Genomic DNA, 19,496 nt, shown 5'->3' with positions numbered 1-19,496 from the left:
GGGCAGGCATCTTGCCTGCCCTACTCAACTGCAATTTCACTCAGGCGCAAACCTGCGATGTTTTTGCAGTCAAAGGTGGCGTTGTTGCCGGGGCGACGTTCTATTAATTCGAGAATTTGTCCGGCGGGGTTTTGCACAAACCACTGGGTTAATGAGCCGGAGTTTAGAGGATGCTCTGATAGCGGTTTAAAGTTTTTATTTTGCCATATTTTAGCAGCCTTCTGCACGTTTTCAACTCGAATCGCGACGTGGTGAACTGCTTCTAATCCTCTTGCTTGCTGGAAGCGGTCTGTTTGGTCGCCCGGTGCGTGGGGGGCATCTAATACTACTAACCCACCGGCTGGCATTAATAAGGTCATTAAATGCAGCCACAAGTCGGAGGGAACATTAATGTTTTCCGCACAAAAGTTGAGCGGGAATAAGTCTGGGCCTTCGACTGTTGTGGCACCGAAGGGGTAAAAAGATTCGGCGTAGTTTTCGAGTTCGGTTCGGCTGGGAAATGTGATGACAAAGTGGTCGATCGCAACTTGTTCGTCGTACAGGTGTGTTTCAAACGTCCAGGCTGTTAAAAATTCGGGAGTGATAAATTTGGGGTTGAGTTCCAGCAAGCCATTTTTTTCGATGAAAGGTGAGTCAAAATGGCTGTCAGTGTGGTTCGGGAATTTTAGGGTTTTCAGCTTAAAGTTTTTCATGTGTTTGACCCCGATGTTGAAGGAGGCAAAACTGCGAATTTCTTCTACAGGCTCAACTGCATTCACATTTTGTGCCTCTTAATTCAAAAATAACACAAAATTTAATACAGGCAAGCAGAAGGCGCGATCGCAAGTCCCAAACCTTTACACAGCAAATATTCCCCAATCTAAAATCTCAAATCTAAAATCTAAAATCGGATGGTTTGCCGATCGCGTTTCCGGCCAACCACGCTGTAGTCCAAGCACTTTGGAAGTTGAAACCGCCCGTCACGCCGTCGATATCCAAGATTTCGCCCGCAAAGAAAAGTCCGGGACAGCGGCGGCTTTCCATTGTCTTAAAATCGACTTCTTTGAGGTTGACACCGCCGCAGGTGACGAATTCTTCTTTAAATGCGCCTTTTCCGGCAATCTGATATTCGCCTTGAACGAGTTCTTGCAGGAGGCGATCGAGGGTTTTGTTAGATAAGTCGGCCCAGCGTTTTTGTTCGTCAATGCCGATCGAACTTGTCAAGCGTTCCCAGAGGCGGCGCGGCACCGGAAACGGACAGCTAGAAACAATCAATCGGTGCGACAACTGCGACTTAACCGCTAGCAGTTGCTGCCGCAAAACTTCCGCATTGTACTGGGGAAGCCAATTAATCAGCACAGATGTTTTGTAATGGCGATCGTGCAAAAATCTCGCACCCCAAGCTGAAAGTTTGAGTACAGCAGGCCCGCTTAAACCCCAGTGAGTAATTAGCAAAGGCCCGCTTTGTTCTAATTTAGCTCCCGGCAATTTCACCTTAACATTAGGAACAGAAATTCCTGCTAAATCTTTGATTCTGCTGTCGGAAATATTAAAAGTAAATAGAGAAGGAACGGGCTGTTCTACAGTATTACCTAACTCTTTTGCCCACTTATAACCCGACGGATTGCTGCCTGTAGCCAGAAGAATGCGATCGCACTTAAATCTCTCCCCCGACTTCAACTCAATTTCAAACCTAGGGGCGGTGTCCCCCTGTTCGTCCTCTGCCGTGTTGCCCGTTAATTTCTTTAGTGAAACGACTGCATCGCCGGTGCGAATTTTCACGCCTGCATCCTCAGCAGCCCGGATCAAACAGTTAACAATTGTCCCCGAATCGTCGGTGGTCGGAAACATTCGCCCGTCTTCTTCTGTTTTCAACTTCACACCGTGACCGGCAAACCATTCTACAGTATCGCGGGGTTGAAATCGAGTAAAAGCACCGCGCAGAGCTTTTCCACCTCTGGGGTAATTCTGCACTAAAACACCGGGGTCAAAACAAGCGTGAGTCACATTGCAGCGCCCGCCGCCAGAGATGCGAACTTTTGCCAGGAGTTGCCGGCCAGCTTCTAGTAAAGTGACGCGGGCCTGCGGGTAGGTTTTGGCACAGGTAATTGCACTAAAAAAACCCGCTGCACCGCCGCCGATGACTGTAATTTTGAGGATTCGATCGGACAAATTTTTTCTCGCTTATTCTGGTTCAAAATCGGATTTTGCCGCCCCGCAAGTGGGACAAATCCAATCGTCGGGGATATCTTCAAAGGCAGTACCGGGAGCTATGCCTCCGTCGGGGTCGCCTTCTGCTGGATCGTAGACGTAATTGCAAACTGTACAAACGTATTTTTGCATTTGCTTAACTCAATTTTATATTGTAAGCCTATAGATTGTACTTGACAACGCAACCTAATGCAATACCACTTTCAAAAAGTAATGAGACTTTCGATAATTACCAAGTCTTTACGAATTAAATTTTGCACCATCTTCAAATCTAAAATCTAAAATCTAAAATCGTCAAAGCCTCCAGAACCGCAGTTCTAGAGGCTTGATTGTATTTTTTATTAGTTTGCTGCAATTGAAAGACTAGACTTTGGCTAAAGGCTTAGTCCAAACGCCGTTTTCATCTTCTTCATACTGCTGGTGAATGGTGTTCCAAGCGGTGTGTTCGGCTTGTATCGAGTCGTTGGTTTCGTCAAATGCGGCGTTGTAGGATTCCATAAAGGTTTTTTGAGCAGCTTCCGACAGGTGCGATCGCACTTCTGGAGACAAATCTGCCGGACTGTTGCAGCGACCTTTAACGGCGCGCGGCAGGGTCATCTCGCTAACTGAAATTTCTTCGCCACCTGCACTTTCTAGCAAGAGTTGAAATTCGCCCGATTTATCTGCTGGAACTTCTGCCATCACGAGAAATTCGCCAGCTTCAACGCGGGTTTGATAGATAGTTGCTTTCTCTTCGGGCATTCCCAAAGCGACCAAAGCCGAAACTAGACCCGCACCGGCCGAACCTGCGATCGCGCCGCTAGCCGCACCCAAAAGTACCGCACCCAGCGGGCCCGCCGATACTACTGCACCGACAAAGGGAATAAACAGCACGCCGACGCCTGTTAGCAAACCCAAAAAAGAACCGAATAAGGAACCAAAAATCGCCCCGCTTCGCAGACCGCCTAATATCACATCTTTTTTAGTAATAAAGCCGGCAATTTTAGTTTTAGATTGAAAGTTTTTTCCCATGACTGAGATGTGGTCGCGCGAAACTCCGCGATCCAGCAACCGCCGAATTACGCCGTCTAATTGTTCTTCTTCCTTAAATACGGCTGAAACTGTGCGTTCGGCTAGGTATTCCTCTGTCATTTTTCCTCCTTGATGGTTTTTCGATTAATTGTGGTGGTTTTCAGTATAATAGGACACCGCAGGGCGATCGCATCGACCTTGAGATAGAGGTCGATCGACTGTGGCTAGATTTAGTCTATATCAAAGGAGTTAAACCATTAAATATTCGGCACTCACTCAAATTTATTTCATATTTTTATTCATCTCTTATATAAGTTCCAAGATACTCCAGTGCGTCGATCATTTCCTCTGCTGACTTAGCAGCAATCAAATTCAAAAGTCCCCGCAACTGTGCGCCCACCGAGTACCGCTGCTGTTGTGCAAGAATGATTCCAGTATGACAATCAAGCATCCAGGATACAAGCCCCCGGATTCATCCGTCTAGAAATAAAAAACCTGTATCCGATAAAGGAACCCCCGAATTTATCCGTGGGGTCAATGCTTCAATTCTTTAATCTAAAATCTAAAATCTAAAATCGCGCAATCGATTGACTTCTCTCTTCTGCAATACAGATATTGTGTAAACGGCTGAAATCTATCCTATTAAAACTGTAAACAACTCGCCCTTGCTCGGTTGCCCAAATGAGCGGTTCTTCATCTGAAAAACTCAGCCTGTTAGCCTCCGAGGTTCTTATCACATCTACACCCGAATTTCGCAGAGCTAAGATTAGAGATTGTTCCTGAATATCCTCATCAAGATATAAACGAATCTTACTCACGATAGCTTACCTGCCATAGAGTCTGCTTCCAAGCGCTCCGACTCAGCATTTTCTGCTGCTATTTCCGCATCAATCTGTTTTTTGTTCGCATAATAGTAAGCTAAGGCTGCATAAACTTGTGCTAAATTCAAGTGCGTTCTCTTTTGAACAATTACTTCAGGAGTCCATCCCGCATTAAAATCAATAACAATGTTCTCTACCGTAATTCTAGTTCCTGCAATTCGCGGCCGCCGCAGGTTCCAGGAGTGCGGACAATTAGCGCTCCAATATCAACGGCAGTTGTCATATTTACCTAGATTGAGTTAACTTTATTCTATTGTAACGCAGCTTCATTTCTACCCGATCGCATTTAACAAGGTTAATCCATGCCACTAGCACCCCTGTTTCCTGTCGTTCATCCCATTCTCAAATCTGCTTTTCCCAGATGTCTGTGGACGGGAGATATCAACAGCCGAGAAATAGCCCTAACAGTTGACGACGGGCCGCACCGCCAGCACACACCTCAACTGTTAAAAGTTTTAGATAAATACGACATCAAAGCTAGTTTTTTCTGGCTGGGATTTTGCGTGGACAGGCATCCTGAAACGGCTAAGGAAGTGTACGATCGCGGACACTGGATCGGTCTCCACGGCTACCAGCATATATCGTTTCCCAAACTCAAAACCCACGAACTCAAACAAAGTTTAGAAGACACGCAAAAAGCAATTGCCAAAGCTTGCGATTTAGACCCAAAATTAATCCTGGACGTGCGCCCGCCCAACGGCATTTTTACGCCGCGAACATTAGAGTTATTGCAACAGTGGGAATATCGCCCCGTAATGTGGAGCGTCGTCCCGGAAGATTGGGTGCGGCCGGGGGTTAGGAAAGTTATTAGTCGCGTCGTGCAGCAAACTGAAAACGGATCGATTATTGTACTGCACGATGGCTATTGCGGCGGCGAAGATGTTGCAGCTTCTGCCGATAAAATAATTCCATTGCTTTTGTATAAAGGTTACAAATTTGTGACTGTCGATCGACTTTGGCAACAAGCAAACATTCAAATAACACGAAATTAAGTTAATGAAAAAAACACTGTTTATTGCATCTCTTTGTTTGGCGAGCGCCGGATGGGCGATTCCCTACGGGATAGCTTCGCTTCACGAGCTTTCTCCTGCTTCCCTCAGCGCTCAAACTCCACTTGTAGTTCAGCAGCCATCCCGTGGCGTATCCGCGCCTGTTCCCAACTCGAAAACCCCGCAAGTGGAATTGCTAAATCCGGGAGTGGAACCCCGACAGGAACTGCGTTTGAAACCAGCTATCGATGTCAAAGAAACAACTGTGATGACCGTAAAAATGGATATGGACATATCCGCATCCGGTCAGTCTTCGCCTGTGACTAAAATTCCAGTATCGGTGATGACTTTCGAGACCAAAGTCACTAAAATCGATCCCAACGGCGATATTTACTACGAGTTTGCTTATACTAATGCAGATATCGTCGGCGATACTGGAAATACCCAGCCCGCCGCCCTAGATGCCATGCGTTCTGCACTCAAAAACATCGTGGGAGTAAAAGGCTCTTTCATCATGGACAATCGCGGTTTTCATAAAGGAGGTGACATTATTTTGCCCGAAGGAGCTGACAACAACGTCAAACAAATGGTTGGACAAATGTCTAAATCTCTAGAACAACTAGCCTCGCCGCTGCCTGCCGAAGCAGTCGGAAAAGGAGCCAAATGGCGCGTTTCTTCTACCTCTGATTTCAGTGGCATGAATGTGAATGACATTGCTACCTATGAATTGGATAGCTGGCAAGATGGAGTTGTCTCTATGAATGTAAGTATAGAGCAGCAAGCAAACCCCCAAAATATTACCTCTCCCCAACTGCCTGCTGGAACTACATTAACCCTAAAATCTTTTAGTTCTCAGGGTCAGGGAAAAGTTACAGGGCGCTTGGATAGATTAATGCCTTTTCGCTCTACTGTCTCTATTAGTTCAAATAGCGAAATGAGTGCTAAAAATGCTGGTAGTTCTCAAGAATCAACAATCAAAACAAAAATGGCGATGGAGATGACTTTAGAGTCGAAGTAAGCTTTCTTATAGGAAGTCTCAAAAGTAGGGACACGGCACTGCCGTGTCCTTGGTCGCAGGTAAATTTTTAATAACAGGTAAATTTTTAATAAATGGTATTAAATCGGGTTAATATACCTGATATAGCAATCATTGCAGGAGTCGTAAATTTTTTACCCCACCCCAACCCTCCCCTTTGTAAGGGGAGGGAGTAAGAAATTCACAAATAATGCGAGGATTGCTATATATAAAGTATAAAGTATCCGAAAGTTTCGATCGCCAATTTGTAAGTAGAGGAGTCTGTTCTATGATTCGATCGCACAGATGGCAAGCTATCATCGGTTTAGTGGTAGCCCTGGGAATAATCATCGGGAATTTAGTGTTTCCGGGCCTGAATGTAGCGCCGGCATTTGCTGAACCCAAATTTAAGGATGTTAACGACCATTGGGCGCAAGCTTGCATTGAGGAGTTAGCAGAGAAAAAAATCATCAGCGGCTACTACGAAGACGGCACTTTTCGCCCGAATCGCCCAGTCAGCCGCGCTGAGTTTGCGGCGATGCTTCGGAGGGCTTTTCCCGATGCGAAAACCGTCCGGAATCCGATCGACTTTGCAGATATTCCTACAAATTACTGGGGTTTTAAAGCAATTCGAGAAGCTTATCAAACGGGTTTTATGTCTGGATACAGTGGCAGTATTTTTAACCCGACTTTGAATGTTACCCGCTGGCAGGTTTTGGTAGCTTTAACCAGCGGCTTGCAATATACACCTGCAGGGCCGGCGGCTGAGATTTTGGATGCGACTTTTGAAGATGCGCGGGATATTCCCGAACTGGCCAGAAGTGCGATCGCCGCCGCCACAGAAAAACAACTTGTGGTCAATTATCCGGCCGTCAAACAGCTAGAACCTACACGCAATGCAACTCGCGCCGAAGTAGCAACTTTTCTCTGTCAGGCGATCGCCAAACCCGGCCAAACTGCCTTAGTTCCTGCCCAATATATCGCCCAAGTTCCGCCGAATATCGGCCCGCCGAGAACAACAGAAATCTCCGAAGCGGGGAAAGTTCGGGCGGAAGTTTCTTTCGTAAAAGAAGCAGAAAATGCTAAAAATCTCCGCATCAAAATTATCCGCGACGGTAAAACGTTATTAGAAGAACCAGTGCTGATTCCGACTCGTTCTCTAGTAGATAATCCCGACCAAAAAGCCAGCGAAGAAGTATCAGAAGGACGTTTGTTATCGCTGCGAATTCGCGATTTAGACGGGGACAAGGAACCGGAAGTGCTAGCAGATTTAGTGTCAATCAAAAGCGGTGTCCGCTGCTGCAATTATTCGTTTATTTACCGCTACGATTCCGGCGCTAACAAATACACTCATATCAAGCATTTCTGGGGCAATGTGAGTTACGAAATTGTCGATTTTGGCAAAAATGATATTCCAGAGTTCAAGAGTCAGGACGGGCGATTTGCGGAAGCTTTTACTAATTACGCTGATTCTCGCTTCCCGCTGCAAGTTTGGCAGTACCGCGCCGGAAAAATGCAAGATGTTAGCAAACAGTATCCGGTGGAAGTATACACGAATTCTGCTGAGCTTTGGCTGGAATCTAACAAGCGTCTGAGTGAAAATGGGGAGGCGAAAGGCGTATTGGCGGCCTTCATGGCTAGCAAGTATCTCATGGGCCAGGAGGCGGAAGGTTGGCAGTTGTTGGAGAGGGTTTATCAAGGGCGCGATCGCACTCAATTTTTTGGGAAGTTGCGGGAGTTTTTGGTAAGTACGGGTTATGCTAGTAAGTAGATTTGGAGGTTTTTAACCGCAGATTTAAGCCGATTAACGCGGATTAACGCGGATAGTGTTTGTAGGGGCGGATTTGGTATCTAGATTAGTTGTTCGGTGTTTGGTATTTCGCGCTAAACCCGCCCCTATAAGTTTTTTGTAATTACCATGCAAATTCTCTCTTTACATATTCCGCTAATTTCCGATTGTGCGGCTGAAAATACTCGCGCAATCGCTGGCTGACAGCATCATCTGCAGGCTGATAATCACCACCGTTATACTTTTGATAATTCCCGAGTGGAAAATCTGGCACATCTAAAAACTCAAAAACTTGTTTGAGTGTCGCAGCCGGATTGCCATAAAATTCTTCACTTTGCAAAATCAAAAACTGTTCCCTGGGAAAAAGTTTCATCCACTCTTTGAGACTGCAAGCATAAAGACTCTTATAAATATAATGACAATCTTTCCAATGATTTTTATCTTCTAAGTTTGTTTCGGTTGCGCCATCAAGCAATTGCAACTCGGAATCGATCGCCTTTTCAAAACTTCTGCCTTCCGTACCGCGCCTCACCAGCATTTGATAGTGCGAAAAAGCCCGATCGACCGGATTTCTCAAAATTACAATTAGCTTAACTTTTGGCAAACAACCGTGCAATCTTTCCGCAGCCAGCGGGTGAGTCAGATAAGTCGGAGTTGCTTCTCCTGTCAAAAAATGATGCCCGTCTATTGATGGCGGAAAATGCGATCGATACCAAGCTATTCCCTTGTTGAAATGTTCGGAAAAAAAACAGATTTCTTTATTGGCTGCGGGTAAAATCTGAGGGTGCGAAGTGATATATTTGTAGAGAGAAGTTGTGCCGCAACGGGGAGAACCGACGATAATGAAATCTGCCGATCGCGATGAAGCCCAATTCCATTCTACTTGCGACAGTTGCGGGCGAGATGCGACTGTTTGCAAGCGGACTGCTGTTTGAAAAAGTGCGATCGACTCGTGAATTTTTCCCTGCTTGCTCAGCGCTACAGCCAAGTTAATATAGGCTAATGGAAAATTTGGCAAAATCTCGATAACTTCGCGGTAAAGAGCAACCAGGCTGTCAATCAGAGGAGAATCTTTAGGCAGCGGCGCGTACAGCAAGGGGAAGTAAGCAGCAGTAAAGTTTGGTTGGAGGAGAATGGCTTTTTGGTGACAGGCGACAGCTTCTGCAATTTGCCCGTTTTGTTGCAGCGCTTTGCCTAAATTGTGGTAAGCTGAGGGCGAATTGGGATTTTGGGCGATCGACTGTTCGTAAAGGGCGATCGACTCTTGCAATTTTCCCTCATCCTTTAAACTATCTCTAAAAGTATCTGTAAAATTGCGATCCTCTTCGAGGGCTTCGCTAACGGCAAAACTCATGCTGGAATCCTGTAATAACCGCGCATCATCACCTTAACATCCAAGTGCTTCATTTCGGCAGTAGAAGCATCGTGAATCATATTTTCAGTCGGTGCAATATAAGCCTCGCCCGGTGCAATTCTCAGCTTCACCACCGGATATTCTGGATAGCGCTGCATAAACTCATTGGTTAACTGTCGCGTCCAAGGTTTTCCAAGATCGGAATCACGGCCCCCCAGCATTTCAAAAATATCAATTTCAGTCAAATTCACAAACAAAAAGTAACGGCTGTCCCGACCTAAATTCACGCAAATTCGATTAGTAGCCTCCTGCTTTTTCGCCAGCGGCAACCCGTCCCAATTATCAGTATGCAAACCGTTGCGGCAACCGCGTTTATTATCAATTGTTGCCGTACTCAATCCCGGCTGCCTGCCTCCCATACCGTTAATAATCGGCGGCGCATCCGAGAGACAAAAAGGCTGAAAATACTCAATTAATTTATCGAGTGCCTGCCGGCATTTTTCCTCGGATTTAAACTCAGCAACCTGTAGCGGAGTTGTTAGGGAAGCGATACCGGCAGCAGCAAACAAAGCTAAAACATCCGGCGGTAAACGCACAATTCCTACACCCGAATATTGCGGTGGGGGTTCATGAACCCAAAGCAGTGCAGACTCTGCCGGTGTTGGTTCCCTCCAAGGTTCTTTTGGCATAAAAGCCCCTTCGCAATACTGAATGCGATCGGGTACGCTGTCAAAAGCTAGCTGAGTGCCCGAACTCAGCCACACTCGAATTGGCAACTCTTTCTCTGTAGCTTCTGACTCCCGATTTTGGCAGCGATAAATTACTATACTTTGACGGAGGCTGGACATTATTTAATATTTATTAATCCCAATTATCAAAAAAAATGTTTTTAGTCTGGACTTGAGTTTTTTCTTCTGAGTTTCAGGACTTAGGTAAAAAGTAGTTTGACGTGGTACTTCTAGCGATAAGGTGCGCTGTACAAACCTGCAATACAGCAGATTCCAAGTTTATGAAGTACACCCGCCTATCGATCTCCGTAGGGAGACGGGACTGCCGTGTCCCTACCTATGGTATGTACTTTTTATCCTTTAGCAATCTTGCCTAATGACTGCAATGGGTGCAGTGAGTGCAGTGACTGCACATAGATCCTACTTCAAACCCTTCAGCATGGGGAAACTGCCAGAGAGTTTGCGTTAAAGTTGCGGGGTCAATATCCGGCCGGGGAACTGAGGAAAAAGTCAAAACGCGGGCTTCATCGTCTGTGCTTTCTACTAAAATTTCGCCCTCAGCAACTTTAATTGCATCTCGGTGCAAAATGCTGATGCCGAACATATTAGTCAGCGCTAATTCTGACAGTTTACCTGCAATTTCATTGAGAAATTCTGAGTTGTTGACAACGGCTTCTGACCGTTTAATTGCTGCCGACACGGCTTCACTAACGCGGACAAATTCTAAAGGAAACCAAACCCAGTCGCCTGATGTTCGATCTTTTTCAACTTTCCACATATATGGAATAGCATCGCCGTATTCTGCTGTCGGTTTGACATAAGCATTGTTGCCGTCAAACTCTTCGACCAACCTTTCGTTATCCGATAGGTCAAAGTGTTTGTGAAGCAAGCAAATACCTACCTGCTTTTGCAAACCGTGACTGCGGATAATAGCACCCAGTTCTGTCATGTTGTCCTGGGCTTGCTCTAGCAGCTCTCTCGCCGTGAAAAAATGCTCTAAACTATCGAAAACATCTGGTTTTTAAGATGTCAGCATACAGGTTTAGGTTTCCTTCTAAATATTCACTAGATAGACCATATTTAACTTTCTCTGGAATGTCAACTGTTTGCCTGGTATCAACACATTAATCTTTTTTATATGTAAAATTACTAAGAATCTGTGAAGAGATACAAAAAACTGTTGCTTTTTGATACGCTAAGGTAAAATAAATATAAAATATCATAAATTTAATTACTGAAAATGGTATATCCACCTGCGCCTTGGAATCTGCAAGGTTATGCTGTTGAGACTTTACAATTAGTAGATGTCGCACGAGTGCGCCCCTTGGTTCCCTCTGAGTTAGAAATTGTCTCTTTATTGCCCGGAAAAACCCTAGGTGGCATTTATATATCCTCCTACGGGTTGGGTTCGGTGATGGAGTACAATGAGTTAATTGTAGTTAGCGCGATCGCCAATTATGCCGGAAAATGGGGCGCTTGGATTTCCCACATCTACGTAGACAATCCTAACTCGGTAGCAGGCGGGCGCGAAATTTGGGGACTTCCTAAAGAATTAGCTACATTTAGTTGGGAAGGCAGCGATTCGGTAAAGGCAGCACCGCTAGGCTACCGCGTCACAGTTCGCCAAGAAAATTGTCAACTGTGCAGTCTCAATTACAGCAAGCAAACTTTAGGTTTACCGCTGCCTTTGAGCGGAATTTTTTTTAGCGCTGACCGCAGCAATTTGCTGTTGTTTAAAGGAGAAGTTAAATCTCGAATCGGCTTGATTAGAGGTGAATTAGAAATACCTGAAGAAAGTCATTTTGCCCGTTTAAACTTAGGTCAGCCCTTGCTAACTTTTGGCTGCGAAGATATGCGTTTTACAGCAGGTGTGCCGCAAATAGTGGGGAACAGATCTGCTGAATTCAGTTATTAGTGCTAAAATTTGCCTACATTATAGGAGGAAACTTCAAATGAGCGATATTGGTTTTACTCACATTGCACTTTCAGTTAGGGATGTAGATAAAAGTATCTCATTTTACGCGAAGTACGCTGACCTAAAAGTGGTTCACCGCCGTGTAGATCCAATTACATCATTAGATGTTGCTTGGATTAGTGATTTGATTCGACCGTTCGTTATTGTGCTAATTAAAGCACCATTAGTGGAGGGCAAACTTTTACCAGATTCCCATCTCGGTGTCGCCTGCGAAAGTCGTGAAAAAGTCGATCGCCTTTGCAGTGAAGCTGAGTCAGAAGGGCTTTTATTGAACGGCCCTAATGACTCGGAACCTCCTGTCGGTTACTGGGCTTATATCCGAGACCCGGACGGTCATACGCTGGAAATTTCCTACGGTCAGGAAGTTAGCTCGCTGTTAGAAAACTTATTAGCGCAAGCAAAGTTATGAGGTCAGCCATGAAGTTTTCTAGACACGATTTACGACGCAAAGCCTAGGTGTCATGCTGAGTGAAACGCAGTACAACAAAGCCTCTGCAAGATGATTCACAACGCTTGTGAATCACAGCATTACGTTGAAGTGCTTCCACGGCTGCTAGATTGAGCAACCCCAGCTAATTTAATCACAAATTAACCGGGGTTGCAGGCAATTAATTCGCTGAGTAATTACTAATCTTTTTAAATGCCCGCCCCCGGAGCGGCTTCAGCACCCATTTCTAAAATTGTACCGCGAAGGAAATCAATTTGCTGCTGGAAGTCCATGCCCTCAATCTTTCCTAGTAAAGCTTGTCCTGCTTCGGGAAGTTGATAGTTTCCAGGCACAGGAATAATAGTTCCTTCGTCCATTCCTACTGCTAGAAAATACCAAAAAGCCAGCTTGGTTTCTGGACTCATCGACCCATAAATGCGACTAATCTCAGTATTCGCTTTTGATGCAATGTCGCGCATCACTTGCAGTTGTTCTTCGTGAGGCAATTCCTTGACGCGATCGAACAAACCCTGCGCGATGTCGGAACCGGAAGCACCGGGAGCAGCAGGTGTTATCGACTTGCCCATTTGGGTGTAAACAAACCACAGCAAACCTAATTGGTCGTCTACACTCAACTGTTTAATATCTGCTTTTCCTTGGTCGTAAGCACTGGTAGTAGTAAAGGTCATTCAAGCCTCCAAAATAATATGTATTGCTCAGTTTTCTTATTTGTGAGAAAACTTTTGTTTGCTACTTAAAGTTAAAGTACCTAATAAATAGTGCTGCTAGAATCTTGCTTAAGACAGAGATGATCCCGGACATAATTTTGGGGAGTAAATTCACCAAAATTGGAAAAATTTGCAACCAAAGGATGAGGGAAATTTGACAAGATTGTTGTTAGCGGAGCTCGCGATCGGCATTGTTTAGCCGATCGACGATCGCCTATAATCGCAACAGACCTGTATTGAGGTGGCTGTTATGTCGATCGCAACTGCAAAACGCTTCACCATAGCGGAATATCACCGCCTGACAGAACTGGGGTTCTTTGGTGAGGACGATCGAGTTGAGTTAATCAAGGGAGAACTTGTCAACAGGGCTGCTAAAGGTACTGCTCACTCTGTTTGCGAGACACGCTTGGAACGCGAGTTATTTAAGCTGCTGGGAGAACGGGCGACACTGCGAGGACAACAACCGATTATTCTGCCTGATGACAGCGAACCTGAACCCGATCGCGCGATCGTGCAAAATCGCCCTGATGACTATTTATCCTCTCACCCCACAACAGCGGATATATTGTTACTGATTGAGATTGCGGATTCTTCTTTGAAATACGACAAACAAGTCAAGTTGCCCCTTTATGCTGAAGCGGCTATCTCTGATTATTGGATATTTAATTTATTAGAAACTTGTTTGGAATGTTACAGCGAACCTTATCAGAATTCGCAAGGCAAATTTGGTTATCGCGTCAAGAGAATTTTTCTGTCTAACGAGACAGTTGCCATCCCTACTTTTGGGGATTTGTCCCTCGATTTATCTAAAGTATTTCCTCCTAGTTTTCTCGGCGAATAGAATTCGCTACATCAACAAATTCCGCCGCAGTTTACGTGGCAGGATCTAGGGTCGGGTGGACTAAAAAAACAGCATTGCACAATTTGAGGATGATTGTTGTGGGGTGTCCCGCTTGCTTTGACAATACACCGGACGGGCGGGACGCCCATCCCACAAAACAATTAAAATTATTCTGCAATTATGCAACACCAAACAAATGAAGTGTTAGTCAAAGAAAATAGGCTGGCAAACAGCCAGCCTAGAATCAGGAGAACTTTATTTCAAACTCGTTGAAAATCTAGCTAAACAAACCCGAAATCCCGTTGACTGCTATTGCTCCAGCCAAAGCCGAAACAACCACAGAAGTCAGAGCCGTACCGAACAGCCACCAAGCTGCGGCTGCTGCGGCTTCGCGCGCATCTTCTGCTTGCTGCTTGGCCTTGTTTTTGAGCTGTTTAATGCGTTGTTTGGCTTGATTTTGCAGGCGTTCCGCTCGCAATAAAACGCTGTCCCGGGCTCCTTCGATTTGGTCAACAATTCGGTGAGCGTCAGTCTCGGAAATATCGGGACGAGAACTCAGCAGGGCAACTAAAGTACCGCGATCGAACTCACCTAAACGCTCTTTAATCGCGTCAAATCCTGCCTGCGGATCGTCAAACACTTTGCGTAAGTCCCGCTTGATGCCCTCGTAGTTGAGCTCTGGTCGATCGAGCGAATTGAGGTAATCCCGAATTTTCCCGAAAATACCGTCGATTGCTGACTGAAACTTGTCCTGAACCATTTGAACTTGTTCGACAATTTGGTTGCGGACAGATTCAATTTGGTCGGCAATTCTATTGGCTTCATCGAACGAGATGTCTTCCCGCTGCGACAGCAATGCTACCAGAGTCGATCGGTCGAAATGCTTCAGGCGATCGCCCAAACTTTGCATCCCCATTCCCGGCTCGCTAAACAGCAACTGCAAATCGCGTTTGATGCCTTCAGGATTGAGTTCTTCCTTGTCCGTATTCCGCAAGTAATTTTCCAAACTGCCTTGGAAATCCCGGACTGTTTTTTGAGCGCGAGAAGCCAAGCGGCGGGGCGATTTCACGATGCTGCGAATCGAATCTTGCACGCGATCGATCGTCCGATTAATCTGTTCTTCGCTCAAATCTTCCCGCTGCGACAGCAGCTTTACCAAAGTTTCGCGATCGACCTGAGAAAGTCTTTCCCGAAGTGCCAAAACACCCTCTTTCGGATTTTCAAACAATTTAGTCAAATCCCGATTGATGCCTTCAGGATCGAGTTCTTCCAGGTTTGTATTCCGCAGGTATTCGCCAATTTTTGCAGTAACTTCTTCGTACTGTTGCTTAGCCCTATCTGCAGCTATTTGCGGCGCGTGGATAATGTTGTCGCGCACAGATTCGATCCGGTCGATCGCCTGATTTATCTGTTCTTCGCTGAGGTCTTGGCGCTGTGACAGCAACTGCACCAGCGTATCGCGGTCGAATTGAGATAAGCGTTCTCTCAGCGCTTTAAATCCGGCTTCCGGGTCGCTTAACAGCGTTTGAAACTCGCGCTCGATCGCTTCGGGATTGAGTTCTTCCTTATTAGTATTGCGGAGATAATCTTCTACCTTTTGCCGCACTTCTTGCCCTTTCGATTTCGCTTGCTCTTGCAATTCTTGAGCTCTTGAAATCACGCGATCGCGCGAACTTTCGAGCCGCCCGATTAACCGATCGGCTTCCTCTGGACTGAAATCTTCCCGCTGACCGAGCAACTGTACCAAAGTATCGCGGTTAAACTGCGACAGGCGATCGCGCAAAGCCTCAAAACCAGCATCCCGGTCTTCCAAAAGCGCTTGGAAATCCCGCTCGATACCTTCAGGATTCAATTCCTCCTTGCCGGTCGATCGCAAATAATTCTCAATCCGGCTCCGCAAATCTTGAGACTGTTCCTCACCAGCAGCATTTCGCACAATTTCCAACACTTCTTGTCGGACACCTTCAAGCTGTTCGGCAATTTCCGTCACCTGTTCCGGAGCAAACCCCTCGCGTCGGCCCAGAATCCCTACAAAATAATCGGGATTCAACATTTCTAACTGGCGCAAAACAGCCCCAGGAGAAGCTTCCGGGTCGTAAATCACATCCCTAAATTCCTGCTTGATTGTCTCCCGGTTGAGATGCCAAGGTTGGGCATTCATCAAGTAATTTTCCACATCAGCCTTAGCTGTATTGAAAGGCAGCGCTGGCACTTTGTCGCCCACTTGAGAAGCAAAAGATTTAGCTTTTTGAGTCCCTTGTGCTGTCAGTTGTTGTAACTGACCGGAGATTTTTTCAACATCCAAATCCGATAAATCCGTCCGCGCCAAAACAGTGCCCACAAGAGCTTCCACACCCAACTGCATCGCTCGCTTCATGCCGCTGCTGGATTCCGATTTGTTTTCCCTACTTTCCAGAATTTGAGACAGCTTGGCGTTGAGTTCGTCAGACTTCAGCAAATCGGGAGCCGCAAACTTGAGAAAATCAACCAACTCTAAATTCGGGTCTTTCTGCTCTTGCTGCTTGCCGAAAGTTTGCTTCCAAACGCCTTCGAGTTGGTCGGCAATTTGATTGATTTCCTCTTGAGAAAAGTCTGTGCGACTCTTAACTAAATCCACAAAAGTCTGGCGGTTAACATTCTTCAGAACGTCGCTTCCCGCAAGAGATTTGATATCTGCATCGCCCAGCAACTTTTCAAATTGACCGCGAATTTCCTTAACATCTAGTTTTGGTAACTGCAAAGAACCCACATAATCTTGCAGTGTTTCGCGAATGCTATCCGGGTCTACCGCCGAACTCAATTCGCGGCGGACAGCAGCAACAGATGCCTCTACAGTATTGACCATCTGGTCGCTGGCCATCTTGCCGCCGATCGCAGCACCCGCAGTACCCATGACGCCTTGAACGCCTGAAAAAGCAGTTTTTATCAAAGAACCGATCGCGGAACCGACGGCGCTAGAACCTAGCCACACCAAGGTTAAAAAGTACGCCGACCAAATGACAATACCAATAATTGCCGCTCCGTCTACAGAGGCAATTGAAGTTAGTTTGACTGCCAGAAAACAAGCCAAAAATAAAGCCAGGTTAACGGTGACTAAAATCCAACCCCCGACTAAACCTTCAGTCTTGCGAACTTTAGTCCCAAAACTTTCAGATTCATCATCGTCATCGTCGGGTAAAGCCTCGTCCCAATTTGAGATTTTGGCGGCTATGGAGAAATTTGTTAACAGGAATTGGAAGCCAAAAGCCATGATGACTCCGGCGATTAAGGCCACGAAAAACTGCGGGCTTAAAAACATCAGCCCTCCGATATCGGGGTGGTCAAATGTCGCATCTATTTCTACTGGCATTTGGGCAATATTGAATTTGGGACTGTACAGCGACATTAATAACTCGCTTTCAAACATAAATTACCTCCTACAGTTTTATGCCTAACTCGGCATAGCGAAACTTGACCCCAAATTTATTCATAGGGGAGTTTGTAATTTTTAGATTGTGGTTTGTTTCGGTCAGGCTTAATCTTACGGAAGCCCTTATTAGTGAAATTGGGATGAGGAGTAAATCAGTTTTCTAGTAATCTCATCCTTAATACTTATTATGCCTGTGGAAGCTAAAAAATAAATCCGTCTAAAGTCAGAAATTAGTTTTTATGCGACTGTTAGCAGCAGAGTTCGCATCAAAGTGGCAAGTTTGAGGCTGGGGCGATCCCCACCAATTATCAATAGTAGTAAAGTAATTTTCGGCGCACCCTACATATCGTAGAGTGCGCTAGCGAGTTAGGATTCCGTTGGATTTTTAGGCTCAAAACGAGCGAGTAATTGCGCTCGATCGAGCTGCATACTCAGTCGCGCGATTTCAAGAAATTCTAGTTGAATCAAAGGCTCAATTATTTGGGCTAATTCTTCATCAATTGCGCCAAATCTTACTTGTAATATACTCTCAAGAATCTCGCGTTTACTTTGCTGAATACCTTGTTCGATACCTTGCTCGATACCTTGCTCGATACCGCGCTGAGTTGCCTCTGCCAGCCGTTGCAAGTAAAGGCTTGACAGTTCCATAATTAACTCCCGATCTTCTCGATCTATGTCTTGGCGGTATCGTAGAGTGCGCTGCTGAGTTAGGATTCCGGTTGATTTTTATGTTCAAAATGAGCTAGCAATTCAGAGCGATCGAGCTGCCTAATTAGTCGCGTGCGATCGAGGGGTTCTAGCTGAATTAAAGGCTCGATTATTTGGGCTAATTCTTCATCAATCTCGCCAAATTTTACTTGTAGCATACTCTCAACTATCAGGCGTTGAGCGCGCTGAATACCTTGCTGAATACCTTGCTGGATACCTTGCTGGACACCTTGCTGGATACCGCGCTGAGTTGCATCTTCCAACCGTTGCAAGTAGAGGGGTGACAGTTCCATAATTAACTCCCGATCTTCTCGATCTATGTCTTGGCGGACTTCTAAAATAGTTCGCAAGTTGTACAACAATTCTAACGCACTCACCCGAAACACATTATCTGAGGGTAATTCTCTCAATTCGGCAATAGCTTGCTTCTGCACGTTTCCCTTTCCCAAAACTCTCAGCCACAGCGTTTCTGGAGTGCGGGGCAGTTGGTGAATGACAACGATCGCTGCTTTCAGAGATGGGCCCAGAAAATAAACTCCATTTACCCAATTTTCCGGTTCGGGAAGGGCTCGAAATCCAGCTAGCATCGTATCGGAAACAGTCGGCGACAGTATCCAGAGTTGGGGCAAGTCTGCCTCTGCAATCCGGGTATTTTCTCTAGCTGCGGCGCGTTCAAATTCGCCGTGGATATCGAAGAGTTTGCCCAGACAACTGCGAATTTCTCCGATCTGGACTGGACTGCGGAAGGGTTCAAATACAGCGGGTTGTGCTGCTATTTGACCCAGAATGCCGAGGGCTGTTGGTTCGACTTCCGGTTCCGGTTTCGGGGCAAATAAAACGTCAACCTGCCTCACTTCTCCAGCAACATCCCGGCTGGTTTCTACATTACCGAGAGGGGTTAATAGTTCTTTCAAATACTGTTTAGCAAATTGGTCGTGAATGAATCTGGTCATGCGATTTTAGATTTGAGATTTTAGATTGGGAATTAGTTACTGGATATGAGTTTTGCGCTTGCTAAAGTTGCATTGTTTTTTGAATCCCGTCATTAGAATGTAATTGCGGGTCATTCAACAAACATGATATCAGGTGCGCCGCAGCGTACCCTACGAATTTTTGCCGCAGCATTTACCCTCACAGTTGCGAATGCTGCGAATACAGCCGTACTCCTCGAAACGTTGACTGTGTTTGCGAACAGTAGGATAGGCCAGTAAATATAAGGGAATTCCGATTATTTTGTAAAGCAATCGACCAGCAGCATGAACAATATCCCAAATTTCGCTTGAATTAGGTTCTCGAACAAATTCTCCTATTTCATCTTTTAAGGCAAGCCACTGAGATTGCACAGTAGGAGAGTGACAATTATCAAATACTCCCATACCTTTTTCGTAGTTTTGCCAAATTTTATTCATATATTTAATCAAATCCGCCTCACGTCTGATAATATCAGAAGT

Annotated in this window: 21 protein-coding genes; 6 read left to right on the top strand and 15 right to left on the bottom strand. The window is 45.6% G+C overall.

The window, feature by feature from the left end:
* Window positions 1–20: 20 nt before the first annotated feature.
* The 7 genes from QUA80_RS01750 to QUA80_RS01720 all read right to left on the bottom strand — a co-directional run bounded on the left by QUA80_RS01750 (window position 21) and on the right by QUA80_RS01720 (window position 4,150).
* Window positions 21–758 carry a hypothetical protein gene (locus QUA80_RS01750; protein ID WP_333420825.1) on the bottom strand — a complete coding sequence of 246 codons (738 nt, stop codon included), beginning with the start codon at window positions 756–758 and terminating at the stop codon, window positions 21–23.
* A 115-nt stretch (window positions 759–873) separates the two neighbouring features.
* Complete coding sequence (locus QUA80_RS01745) at window positions 874–2,139, bottom strand: NAD(P)/FAD-dependent oxidoreductase (protein ID WP_445302194.1); 1,266 nt, start codon at window positions 2,137–2,139, stop codon at window positions 874–876.
* Between the two features lie 24 nt (window positions 2,140–2,163).
* Complete coding sequence (gene rd / locus QUA80_RS01740) at window positions 2,164–2,322, bottom strand: rubredoxin (RefSeq protein WP_333420821.1); 159 nt, start codon at window positions 2,320–2,322, stop codon at window positions 2,164–2,166.
* 231 nt (window positions 2,323–2,553) lie between these two features.
* Window positions 2,554–3,321 (bottom strand): ChaB family protein, encoded by a 768-nt coding sequence (locus QUA80_RS01735; protein ID WP_333420819.1) that lies wholly within the window; start codon window positions 3,319–3,321, stop codon window positions 2,554–2,556.
* Between the two features lie 175 nt (window positions 3,322–3,496).
* Window positions 3,497–3,652, bottom strand: coding sequence for a hypothetical protein (locus QUA80_RS01730; RefSeq protein ID WP_333420817.1), 156 nt, complete (start codon window positions 3,650–3,652; stop codon window positions 3,497–3,499).
* A 118-nt stretch (window positions 3,653–3,770) separates the two neighbouring features.
* Window positions 3,771–4,019, bottom strand: coding sequence for a DUF5615 family PIN-like protein (locus tag QUA80_RS01725; RefSeq protein WP_333420815.1), 249 nt, complete (start codon window positions 4,017–4,019; stop codon window positions 3,771–3,773).
* Window positions 4,016–4,150, bottom strand: a complete 135-nt coding sequence (locus tag QUA80_RS01720; RefSeq protein WP_333420813.1) for a hypothetical protein — start codon at window positions 4,148–4,150, stop codon at window positions 4,016–4,018. Before QUA80_RS01720 ends, QUA80_RS01725 begins: the two co-directional genes overlap by 4 nt.
* A gap of 234 nt (window positions 4,151–4,384) precedes the next feature.
* Between QUA80_RS01720 and QUA80_RS01715 the strand changes: the two genes are divergently transcribed.
* From QUA80_RS01715 to QUA80_RS01705, 3 genes are all read left to right on the top strand, one after another.
* Entirely contained in the window at window positions 4,385–5,074 is a 690-nt protein-coding gene (locus QUA80_RS01715) for a polysaccharide deacetylase family protein (protein ID WP_333420811.1), read from the top strand.
* A gap of 4 nt (window positions 5,075–5,078) precedes the next feature.
* A complete protein-coding gene (locus QUA80_RS01710; RefSeq protein WP_333420808.1) occupies window positions 5,079–6,089 on the top strand; it encodes a DUF6263 family protein in 1,011 nt (336 codons plus the stop codon).
* Between the two features lie 286 nt (window positions 6,090–6,375).
* Window positions 6,376–7,857: an S-layer homology domain-containing protein gene (locus tag QUA80_RS01705; RefSeq protein WP_333420806.1), complete on the top strand. Its 1,482-nt coding sequence runs from the start codon at window positions 6,376–6,378 to the stop codon at window positions 7,855–7,857.
* A gap of 142 nt (window positions 7,858–7,999) precedes the next feature.
* On the opposite strand, the gene QUA80_RS01700 is transcribed toward QUA80_RS01705, so the two are convergent.
* The 3 genes from QUA80_RS01700 to QUA80_RS01690 form a co-directional block, all read right to left on the bottom strand.
* Complete coding sequence (locus QUA80_RS01700; protein WP_333420805.1) at window positions 8,000–9,229, bottom strand: tetratricopeptide repeat protein; 1,230 nt, start codon at window positions 9,227–9,229, stop codon at window positions 8,000–8,002.
* On the bottom strand, window positions 9,226–10,077 hold the full coding sequence (locus tag QUA80_RS01695) for a hypothetical protein (protein WP_333420803.1): 852 nt from the start codon (window positions 10,075–10,077) through the stop codon (window positions 9,226–9,228). The genes QUA80_RS01700 and QUA80_RS01695 overlap by 4 nt, the downstream gene beginning before the upstream one ends.
* Before the next feature lie 253 nt (window positions 10,078–10,330).
* Window positions 10,331–10,906 carry a glycerol-3-phosphate ABC transporter substrate-binding protein gene (locus QUA80_RS01690; RefSeq protein ID WP_333420801.1) on the bottom strand — a complete coding sequence of 192 codons (576 nt, stop codon included), beginning with the start codon at window positions 10,904–10,906 and terminating at the stop codon, window positions 10,331–10,333.
* Window positions 10,907–11,197: 291 nt separating this feature from the next.
* On the opposite strand from QUA80_RS01690, the gene QUA80_RS01685 reads away from it, so the two are divergent.
* Window positions 11,198–11,872 carry an acetoacetate decarboxylase family protein gene (locus tag QUA80_RS01685; RefSeq protein ID WP_333420799.1) on the top strand — a complete coding sequence of 225 codons (675 nt, stop codon included), beginning with the start codon at window positions 11,198–11,200 and terminating at the stop codon, window positions 11,870–11,872.
* Between the two features lie 37 nt (window positions 11,873–11,909).
* Window positions 11,910–12,341, top strand: coding sequence for a VOC family protein (locus QUA80_RS01680; RefSeq protein WP_333420797.1), 432 nt, complete (start codon window positions 11,910–11,912; stop codon window positions 12,339–12,341).
* 227 nt (window positions 12,342–12,568) lie between these two features.
* Here the strand turns inward: QUA80_RS01680 and QUA80_RS01675 are convergent, their stop codons facing one another.
* Complete coding sequence (locus tag QUA80_RS01675; RefSeq protein ID WP_333420794.1) at window positions 12,569–13,048, bottom strand: orange carotenoid protein N-terminal domain-containing protein; 480 nt, start codon at window positions 13,046–13,048, stop codon at window positions 12,569–12,571.
* Window positions 13,049–13,337: 289 nt separating this feature from the next.
* Between QUA80_RS01675 and QUA80_RS01670 the strand changes: the two genes are divergently transcribed.
* On the top strand, window positions 13,338–13,928 hold the full coding sequence (locus tag QUA80_RS01670) for a Uma2 family endonuclease (protein WP_333420792.1): 591 nt from the start codon (window positions 13,338–13,340) through the stop codon (window positions 13,926–13,928).
* Window positions 13,929–14,205: 277 nt separating this feature from the next.
* On the opposite strand, the gene QUA80_RS01665 is transcribed toward QUA80_RS01670, so the two are convergent.
* The 4 genes from QUA80_RS01665 to QUA80_RS01650 all read right to left on the bottom strand — a co-directional run bounded on the left by QUA80_RS01665 (window position 14,206) and on the right by QUA80_RS01650 (window position 19,454).
* Complete coding sequence (locus tag QUA80_RS01665) at window positions 14,206–17,334, bottom strand: MFS transporter (protein ID WP_333420790.1); 3,129 nt, start codon at window positions 17,332–17,334, stop codon at window positions 14,206–14,208.
* A gap of 369 nt (window positions 17,335–17,703) precedes the next feature.
* Window positions 17,704–17,985, bottom strand: coding sequence for a hypothetical protein (locus QUA80_RS01660; RefSeq protein ID WP_333420788.1), 282 nt, complete (start codon window positions 17,983–17,985; stop codon window positions 17,704–17,706).
* A 59-nt stretch (window positions 17,986–18,044) separates the two neighbouring features.
* Window positions 18,045–18,998 (bottom strand): hypothetical protein, encoded by a 954-nt coding sequence (locus tag QUA80_RS01655; RefSeq protein ID WP_333420786.1) that lies wholly within the window; start codon window positions 18,996–18,998, stop codon window positions 18,045–18,047.
* Window positions 18,999–19,148: 150 nt separating this feature from the next.
* Window positions 19,149–19,454 (bottom strand): hypothetical protein, encoded by a 306-nt coding sequence (locus QUA80_RS01650; RefSeq protein WP_333420784.1) that lies wholly within the window; start codon window positions 19,452–19,454, stop codon window positions 19,149–19,151.
* Window positions 19,455–19,496: the final 42 nt, after the last annotated feature.

The organism is Microcoleus sp. F4-D5 (genome assembly GCF_036704885.1).
Lineage (GTDB): Bacteria > Cyanobacteriota > Cyanobacteriia > Cyanobacteriales > Microcoleaceae > Microcoleus.
The sequence above is the reverse complement of the archived record's forward strand: the minus strand, read 5'-3'. Positions and strand labels throughout refer to the sequence as shown.

Bases quoted from the DNA above. Each gene is read 5' to 3' on its own strand.
- rd (WP_333420821.1), bottom strand. From the start codon at position 2,322: ATGCAAAAATACGTTTGTACAGTTTGCAATTACGTCTACGATCCAGCA.
- QUA80_RS01735 (WP_333420819.1), bottom strand. From the start codon at position 3,321: ATGACAGAGGAATACCTAGCCGAACGCACAGTTTCAGCCGTATTTAAG.
- QUA80_RS01730 (WP_333420817.1), bottom strand. From the start codon at position 3,652: ATGCTTGATTGTCATACTGGAATCATTCTTGCACAACAGCAGCGGTAC.
- QUA80_RS01715 (WP_333420811.1), top strand. From the start codon at position 4,385: ATGCCACTAGCACCCCTGTTTCCTGTCGTTCATCCCATTCTCAAATCT.
- QUA80_RS01710 (WP_333420808.1), top strand. From the start codon at position 5,079: ATGAAAAAAACACTGTTTATTGCATCTCTTTGTTTGGCGAGCGCCGGA.
- QUA80_RS01705 (WP_333420806.1), top strand. From the start codon at position 6,376: ATGATTCGATCGCACAGATGGCAAGCTATCATCGGTTTAGTGGTAGCC.
- QUA80_RS01700 (WP_333420805.1), bottom strand. From the start codon at position 9,229: ATGAGTTTTGCCGTTAGCGAAGCCCTCGAAGAGGATCGCAATTTTACA.
- QUA80_RS01695 (WP_333420803.1), bottom strand. From the start codon at position 10,077: ATGTCCAGCCTCCGTCAAAGTATAGTAATTTATCGCTGCCAAAATCGG.
- QUA80_RS01690 (WP_333420801.1), bottom strand. From the start codon at position 10,906: ATGACAGAACTGGGTGCTATTATCCGCAGTCACGGTTTGCAAAAGCAG.
- QUA80_RS01685 (WP_333420799.1), top strand. From the start codon at position 11,198: ATGGTATATCCACCTGCGCCTTGGAATCTGCAAGGTTATGCTGTTGAG.
- QUA80_RS01680 (WP_333420797.1), top strand. From the start codon at position 11,910: ATGAGCGATATTGGTTTTACTCACATTGCACTTTCAGTTAGGGATGTA.
- QUA80_RS01675 (WP_333420794.1), bottom strand. From the start codon at position 13,048: ATGACCTTTACTACTACCAGTGCTTACGACCAAGGAAAAGCAGATATT.
- QUA80_RS01670 (WP_333420792.1), top strand. From the start codon at position 13,338: ATGTCGATCGCAACTGCAAAACGCTTCACCATAGCGGAATATCACCGC.
- QUA80_RS01665 (WP_333420790.1), bottom strand. From the start codon at position 17,334: ATGTTTGAAAGCGAGTTATTAATGTCGCTGTACAGTCCCAAATTCAAT.
- QUA80_RS01660 (WP_333420788.1), bottom strand. From the start codon at position 17,985: ATGGAACTGTCAAGCCTTTACTTGCAACGGCTGGCAGAGGCAACTCAG.
- QUA80_RS01655 (WP_333420786.1), bottom strand. From the start codon at position 18,998: ATGACCAGATTCATTCACGACCAATTTGCTAAACAGTATTTGAAAGAA.
- QUA80_RS01650 (WP_333420784.1), bottom strand. From the start codon at position 19,454: ATGAATAAAATTTGGCAAAACTACGAAAAAGGTATGGGAGTATTTGAT.